The 2,489-nt window shown below is 56.7% G+C and carries 3 protein-coding genes and 1 pseudogene; all 4 read left to right on the forward strand.

Annotated elements, in window-relative coordinates; all coding sequences use genetic code 11:
• Positions 1–213: hypothetical protein (locus EN993_RS37505; protein ID WP_206532471.1), on the forward strand; the 213-nt coding region annotated here is incomplete at its 5' end.
• Positions 214–957: 744 nt separating this feature from the next.
• Positions 958–1,560: a carbonic anhydrase gene (locus EN993_RS34475; protein ID WP_127266109.1), complete on the forward strand. Its 603-nt coding sequence runs from the start codon at positions 958–960 to the stop codon at positions 1,558–1,560.
• A gap of 479 nt (positions 1,561–2,039) precedes the next feature.
• The gene (locus EN993_RS38140; protein WP_245469052.1) at positions 2,040–2,306 is read left to right on the forward strand and encodes a hypothetical protein; all 267 of its coding nucleotides are present in this window, start codon (positions 2,040–2,042) and stop codon (positions 2,304–2,306) included.
• 32 nt (positions 2,307–2,338) lie between these two features.
• A pseudogene (locus EN993_RS38145) lies at positions 2,339–2,489 on the forward strand (oxidoreductase); the annotation flags it as partial.

Raw genomic sequence — 2,489 nt, forward strand, 5'->3', positions numbered from 1 at the left:
ATCGCTACCTCCGTCACGCCAATGGTCGTTAAGCAGGTCAAAAGCTTGTCGAGCGTTGGTCAGGTTTCGGATGTCACCGCTTATGCCGGTGGCAACAGATATTGGCTTGGAAAACCACGCATCATACATGGGGCGGCCCGCCTCGAATTGGCTGAACTCTCACAACGCGCCTCGTCAGGCGAAGTTTCATCGACAGCCATCACCCTTGCGTGAACCCCAGGTTTTTGAATAGCAGCGGTGCGTTGAGAGCGGTCGCGCAGGCAGCAAGTAGGCGCTGGTCTGGAAGAGCGGACCGAATGCGCTCATCTCTTGCAACTCTGATCGGGAAGGAGTTATCTGCGGAACACAACGCAGTTTGTTAGTCGATAGAAGCGCCGAGCAATGTCGGGGGCCAAATCGCTATCGAGGGTGATATCCCCGCGAATGACCGTCTGTTGTCTTGATGTAAAGGGCGCACACTGGCTGCCGCACTTACCGTTGGGTCCGGAACGTCCGCTGGCGCAGTTGGCCGCGCAGCGCTGAACTTCGGCCTTAGTCGCGATGCTTGCAATCGCGGATTGCGAACCGAGTGCATAGGAAAGGAGCCACCCATGTCCCAAGCACCGAACCAAGAAGACGCCACCAAAAGTCTATATGCAGTCCGGCTGCTCAGAATCATTCAAAGATAATCAAGTTCACGAGTAAGGCGGCTAAGGGTGAGCCTGCTGAGGGAGAAACCTCGGTGGAAATCTTCTGTGACAAAGGCCGATGGTATTGTCAGGTTTGTCGAGAGGTGAGAAGACCCGACCGATGGGTCCTTATACCAAACGCCAAGCCGAAGAGATCCAGGATGCGCGCAGGAAGTTGATCGCGAAAATGGGGTCCGCTAGGCTGATCTTCGAGGCGACACGGAAAGGTTAGGGCCCCAACTTTTCACACGTCGCTGCAAGCAAGCGCAAAGCCTAGCCGGACTTAATGATGATTGAAGACCTTTTTATCCGCAACAAAATGTGGTCAGACGAACGTAAAGCCGAAAGGGTTGATTATTTTCAACGTCTTTCGAACTTGCAAAATCCTGAATATCTCTGGATCGGCTGCTCTGATAGCCGCGTACCAGCCAATGTGATTGCCGGATTGGAACCCGGCGAGGTTTTTGTGCATCGCAACGTCGCCAACCTCATCCATCCCACCGATCTCAATATGCTCTCCGTCGTCGAATATGCGGTAAATCAGCTCGGCGTGCGGCACATCATCGTTTGCGGACACTATGGCTGCGGTGGCATCCGTGCCGCTGTGAGCGGCAAAGGTCTGGGCCTTATCGATCATTGGCTGCAGCCAATCAGAGATGTTGCCGAGGCCGAATTCGAATGCCGGGAGTGTGGTACTTGGAGCGATACGGATCTTGACCGGCTCTGCGAGCGCTCAGTCGCTTCCCAAGTGAAACGTCTGGCGCGCACGCCGATCCTGCATGCGGCATGGAGGTCAAACAAGAACGTATCGATCCATGGTTGGATATATGGATTGAAGGACGGTTTGCTCTATGACTTGAACTGTACCATAGCCAGCAACCAGGATATCTGATTTCGTTAAGCTAGGGCACGTACCCGTTCCTGGCCGCGATCTCAGCATGCAGACAGCACGAAATTTCAAAACCAGCGGCAACCTGAAACCTGGGTGGCGCCTCCCCAGATCTCCGTCATGACCCTCTCCTTGTTTGGCAGCGCGTAAGCGATGACGGAATCGCCGGCTTGAGCTGGGAAGGCTTGCCGAGGGAGGATCGCTGGTGCAGGCGCAGGAAAAGAACTGGGCGCCTCTGATCGTCCGCCGTCAACAATGTATAATCATGCAATCCTGCCCGAGCGGTACGACCCAGAAATCTCGGCCATCTACGCGCTCAATGACATCGACATCCGCCCGAAATGGTCTGGAAGCTGCTCGTCGATGCTGAGAACTGGTCGCGTTATTTTTGCCGAAGATTAGGTTAAAATCCTAAGCGGCGCGCGAGAACTGGCGCTCGGGCGATACAGCCGGGTGACGGTCGGCCTTCCGATGAGCCTGTCGTGACGGAATACGTGCCTGAACGCAGGCTCGCCTGGGCGACGACCGTGGACGGTGACGAGACAGGTTCGAGCGCCTCCCACGGCTGGGTGATTACGCCCACGGCCGACGGCTGTCATGTGCTGACCGAGGAGACGCAGCAGGGCCCCTGGTTCCTTGAGGAGCTCGGTCGTAAGCATCCCGGCGCGCTCTACCGCTACACCAGTTATGGGGTCGAAAGCCTCGCTGTCGCTGCGAGCGCAGATGGCAGGATAACACGCCTGTTCTGACGCCACGGCTAGCCGCCCAAATACAATCGGAGATGAATTACAGGAATATCAAACTCAAGGGTCGCAAGGCGATCGTTACGGGCTCGACGGCGGCCATCCGCTGCGTCACCGCGGAAGGCCTGGCGCGTGCCGGCGCCTCTGTCGTCATCAACGGTCGTGGAAGCCTCCGCGTCGGTGCAGCGT

It is taken from the genome of Mesorhizobium sp. M7D.F.Ca.US.004.01.2.1 (genome assembly GCF_003997785.1).
Lineage (GTDB): Bacteria > Pseudomonadota > Alphaproteobacteria > Rhizobiales > Rhizobiaceae > Mesorhizobium > Mesorhizobium loti.

Bases quoted from the DNA above. Each gene is read 5' to 3' on its own strand.
- EN993_RS34475 (WP_127266109.1), top strand. From the start codon at position 958: ATGATTGAAGACCTTTTTATCCGCAACAAAATGTGGTCAGACGAACGT.